This is a genomic window from Immundisolibacter sp. (assembly GCF_041601295.1).
Lineage (GTDB): Bacteria > Pseudomonadota > Gammaproteobacteria > Immundisolibacterales > Immundisolibacteraceae > Immundisolibacter.
The window spans coordinates 1-4,398 of the sequence record NZ_JBFIII010000153.1 but is presented as its reverse complement, the minus strand read 5'-3'; the positions used below and the strand labels follow the sequence as shown (position 1 = coordinate 4,398).

Genomic DNA, 4,398 nt, shown 5'->3' with positions numbered 1-4,398 from the left:
GTTGAGCCATCGTTAACGACGATGATCTGCGCCGCCGGTTGCTGGGCTTTCAGGGTTGGTAGCAGGCGTTCAAGCGCGGCGGCCTCATTTCGAGCCGGCAGCACGATGGACAGCTCGGGTCGGATTTCGGTCATGGCGTGTGCTCGCTAGGCGGGATGGTTGGGGGTGCGTGGCGCTCACAATATCAGCAGATCCGGCGCACATCCGTCGCCGCCGGTTTTAGACTCTGCGGCGGTACAGCCACCAGCTTGGCGGTGAAGGCGCTATCAAGGTCCGGAGGGAGACGCGCGATGGAATTGTCGTTTTATAGCGCGGACGTGTTCACCGAGCGGCCCTTTGGCGGTGCACAGATTGCCGTGTTCCCCGCCGCCGCTGGCCTGGACCCGGGACAGATGCAGCGCATCGCGGCCGAGCTTAATCTGCCAAACAGCGTGTTTGTTGTTGGTACTGAAATGCCCGATCGGTTCCAGGTACGCATCTTCACGCCGCGCGGGGAAGTCGATTTCGCCGGCCAGGCGGTGCTCGCAGCCGCCCATAGTCTGGTGCTGAGCGGTCAGGCGCCGGTCGGCGGCGCGCTCGAACTGCTGCACAACTTCGGTCCGGTACAGGTGCGGCCGGAGGCGGCACAGGGCCGGGTGGGTTTTGTACAGTTCAGCCACACCGTGTACCCGGTAATCGATCGCTTCGTGCCGGCAGTCGACGAGCTGGCGGGCATCCTGTCGCTGGAGCGGCGCCTGCTCGGCGAGCGCGACCTGCAACCGCTGCTGGTGGCCTGTGAGCGGCCCTACCTGATCCTGCCGCTGCGCAGCCTGGAGGCGCTGACGCAGGCGCGCTTTAACGCCGGCGCCTGGGCCGGTTCACACGCCCCGTCCATGCTGGCGCAGGAGCTGCTGCTGTTCTGCCGCCAGACCGAAAGCCCGCAAGCCAACTTCCACGCCCGCCTGATCGGCCCCGACATCGGCGCGCGCGAAGACCCGCCGGTCGGTGCCGCCCTGCCGGCCTTTGCCGCCTATCTGGCCGCCCAGCCCGGCCTGCGCGCCGGCACGCATACGTTCACCGTCGAGCGCGGTTTCGACGCCACGCGCAAAAGCCTGCTGCAGGCGGAGTTCGACAAGTACGACCAGGGTGGACTCAAGCTGCGCATGGGCGGGCATGCGGTGCAGGTGATTCAGGGCACGCTCAGCCTGCCGGATTGAGAACCAGTCCAGCTGGACCCAAGGCGCGTGGCGGCGACCAGCGTGTATACCGCGCACAGATACATCGCCGGGCGCAGCGGCACCGAATAGCGCGCCTCGGCTTGCAGCACGACATACACCAGCGACACGTAAGCCAGTGTCAGGTACAGCAGGCCGACCGCCGGCGGATCGCTGCGGCGTCGCCAGCAGGCCAGCGGCAGCCCGGCCAGGGCGAGCAGCAGCAAGGCCGGGTGCAGGCGTCGCATCAGGTCCAGGCTCAAGCCCATGGGCGCCGACTTTTCGTAATAGGAAGCCTGGACCTCGTAGATGTAGATGTCACCCTGTCCGACCAGGATGTTCCAGTCCCACAGCAGGCGCGGCTTCTCCAGCAGGTACCAGGACGCATACCGGATCGGTTCGGCCCGCAGGCGCGGCGTGAGCAGTTCCAGATAGCGTTGCCAGGATCCGTCCACGGCGGCGATATCCAGATTGGCGGCATTGGCCGGATCGCGTGGGTTTGCGCGGTACTGGGCCGTGAACTCAGGGTGCGAGCCGACGATGAAGTTATCGAGCGCCCGCGCCTGGGATGTGGGGCCATCGGCAGGCACGTTCAGCCAGGTCCGTACCTGCCAGGCGCCGACCGTTACCACCAGCGGCAGCAGAAAAACCAGCATCGGCCGCAGCAGGGCCGGCTGGCGCCATACCGCCACGGTGGCCACCAGCGGCGGCAGCAGGGCGAACACCGGATTGGTCGCCCAGGCCAGCGCGCCGAACGCGCCGGCGCCCAGCAGCGTTACCGCCCGCCGGCTGATCAGTCCACGCGCGAGCAGGTACAGGCAGGCGGTGAGTGCGAAACCGAACAGCGTTTCGCTCAGCACGTAGTTGCCAAGGCTGATGTGGTGCGGGCTGAAGGTCAGCAGCAAGCCGGCGGCAGCAGCGCCCCACAGGGGCAAGAACAGTGCCCCCATCAACACCACAAGGCCGCAGGTGAGCGCCCCCAACGCGGCGTTGGTCGCCAGCAGCAGCGGGTAATAACCGCGCATGCCGCCCAGCTTGATGGCGCCCGCCACCACGAGTGGATACCCCGCAGAACGGTAGCCGTCGGGTTGGGGTTGCTCGGCCGGGTACTGGCCGGAAAACACACCGTGCGTGGCCAGGTTGTAGCCGTAGATCGCGTACTTTCCGGCATCGGCGCGTAGGGGGTCGATCACCGGTGTGTACAGCGTAAAAAGGCCGCGCACCAGCAGCGCCAGTCCGGTTACAGCAAGCGCCAGCCACAGGGCGCGCCGCGCGGTGCTCATGCTGCAATACACCCGGATGGTTGGTGTCGGCGGCCGCGAGTGCCGGCCAACCACTGTTCAGCTTGATGCACTGTCAGGGCTGGCGGACTATCATGTACGGCATTACCGTACTCAAATGAGGGCGCAGCAGTGGATACCATCAGCGTCAACCAGTTCAGAGACAACATAAAGCGCTTTGTGGAACAAGTAATCAGTGATCATTTGCCGATCAAGGTAACCCGTCGGAATGGAGAAGATTTCGTGGTCATCAGCGCACAAGACTGGGAGCGCGAGCAGGAGACGCTGTTCGTTCTGCAAAATTCCAGCCTGATGACGCAGATTGCCGACTCGGCCCGCACCCACGCGCAGCGTTCCGGGTACACGCCAACGGATGCACAGGCCGATGAGATCCTTGGTGTTTGAAGGCAACACCTGGGTGACGTACGAGGCACTCAGAACACGCGACAAACGCCTGCATAAAGCGCTTTGCGACATCCTGAAGGAAATGCTGCGCAATGATCCGGCCACCGGAACCGGCAAACCGGAGGCTCTGCGCCAGAACCTGAGCGGTTTCTGGTCGCGCCGGCTGAGCCAGAACGACCGGGTGATATACCGGTTTGACGAGCAATTCATCTATATCTTCGCCATCGGCGGCCACTACGATCAGTTCACGCCGTAAGCGGCAGTGCCGGGCTGCTGGGCGCGGCTGCCATCAGCGGCCGGCACCTTGCCCGCCCGCCGGTTTGCGATCGCATCTTCAAGCACAGCCAGGTGGCCAGCGTCGGCAGGGGTGAGTTGTGGCAGGCTCTTGACCGCGGCCAGCACCGCCGAGGCACCGTCCAGGTCGCCCTGCAACATCAGGAAATTGGCTTCCATCAAGCGGTACACGAACCGCGGCGATTGCTGATAAGCCGAGCGCACCCAGGCTAGGCCTTGGTCGAAGCGATCCGTCTCCAGGCACAGTTGCCCGTAACTAAGCCACACCTGCTCGTGGCCCACGGCGTTCAGGTGCGGATTGCTGGCGGTCGCCGACAACCAGTCGAGCAACGTCGGGGTCATATCCCGGCACGTGATTTCGCCTGCCAGCAGGCAGTCGGTCAGGCTCTGCAGGGCGATCAATGTGGTCGGTGGCAGCGGGCGCTCACGCAGCGCCCTGGCGATTGCGCGGCGCTCGGTCGCATCCGGAATCGGCTCGCCGGCGGCACGCGCTGCCCAGGCGGCCTTGACCGCGTAGCCGGTTTCCCACGGCGCCAGTTCGTAGGCGCGCCGGTAGTGGGTGGCTGCCTTTGCCGGTTCGTTACGACGCTTCAGAAGCAACTCCCCCATCATCTGCTGGGCCGAAGCCGACTGCGGGTGGTGACGGTACAAGGCCTCGATGATGGTGTCCTCGCTGTACCAGGATGCCGCACGGCCAAATGTACCGAAACCCAGCGCCACGGTCGCCGCCAGCCCCAGCATGCCGTACAGGCGCTCTCGCCGCGCGTGTCGGGCAAACTGGGCCACGCCGTATACGGCGGCGAACAGCAGGCCGAAACTGGGCAGGTAATTACGGTGCTCGTGCGCGATTTCGAGCGGTACCACGGTTGATTCCAGCGCGTGCCCGGCCAGGAACCACAACACGCCGAAGATGAACACCGGCGCCCGACGACGCAGCATGACCGCCGCCACCAGAACAATCAGCCAGCCATCCAGCGCCACCAGCGTGGTCCAAGGATCGAGCATGCCGGTCGATAGCGCGATGTCGTCGTGGTACAGGCCCAGCCTGGCCGGCGTCGGCAGCAAGACGAGGCCAACGTAAAACCAGAGTACGCGCGCCTCCGTCATCAGCCTTTCGGCGAGCGTGAACGGCCGGCCGGCATAGCCATCCAGCAGCAGCCCCGGCTGGACTGCGAAAATGAGCAGGCCGACCAGCAGCGGCGCCAGAAGGGCGACGACGAAAAACC

At 65.3% G+C, this 4,398-nt stretch carries 5 protein-coding genes and 1 pseudogene; 3 read left to right on the top strand and 3 right to left on the bottom strand.

Annotated features, from left to right (window positions below; genetic code table 11):
* On the bottom strand, window positions 1-134 hold a 134-nt coding region (locus tag ABZF37_RS13735; protein WP_372720875.1), incomplete at its 3' end, for a glycosyltransferase.
* A gap of 156 nt (window positions 135-290) precedes the next feature.
* On the opposite strand from ABZF37_RS13735, the gene ABZF37_RS13730 reads away from it, so the two are divergent.
* Entirely contained in the window at window positions 291-1,196 is a 906-nt protein-coding gene (locus tag ABZF37_RS13730) for a PhzF family phenazine biosynthesis protein (protein ID WP_372720873.1), read from the top strand.
* On the opposite strand, the gene ABZF37_RS13725 is transcribed toward ABZF37_RS13730, so the two are convergent.
* Window positions 1,169-2,476, bottom strand: coding sequence for a hypothetical protein (locus tag ABZF37_RS13725; RefSeq protein WP_372720871.1), 1,308 nt, complete (start codon window positions 2,474-2,476; stop codon window positions 1,169-1,171). The two genes, ABZF37_RS13730 and ABZF37_RS13725, sit on opposite strands and share 28 nt — an antisense overlap.
* Window positions 2,477-2,605: 129 nt before the next feature.
* Here ABZF37_RS13725 and ABZF37_RS13720 point away from each other — a divergent pair, with 129 nt between their 5' ends.
* On the top strand, window positions 2,606-2,878 hold the full coding sequence (locus tag ABZF37_RS13720; protein WP_372720869.1) for a type II toxin-antitoxin system Phd/YefM family antitoxin: 273 nt from the start codon (window positions 2,606-2,608) through the stop codon (window positions 2,876-2,878).
* Window positions 2,859-3,134, top strand: coding sequence for a Txe/YoeB family addiction module toxin (locus ABZF37_RS13715; protein WP_372720867.1), 276 nt, complete (start codon window positions 2,859-2,861; stop codon window positions 3,132-3,134). The genes ABZF37_RS13720 and ABZF37_RS13715 overlap by 20 nt, the downstream gene beginning before the upstream one ends.
* On the opposite strand, the pseudogene ABZF37_RS13710 reads toward ABZF37_RS13715, so the two are convergent.
* Window positions 3,119-4,398, bottom strand: a pseudogene (locus ABZF37_RS13710) (hypothetical protein); the annotation flags it as partial. The gene ABZF37_RS13715 and the pseudogene ABZF37_RS13710 overlap by 16 nt on opposite strands.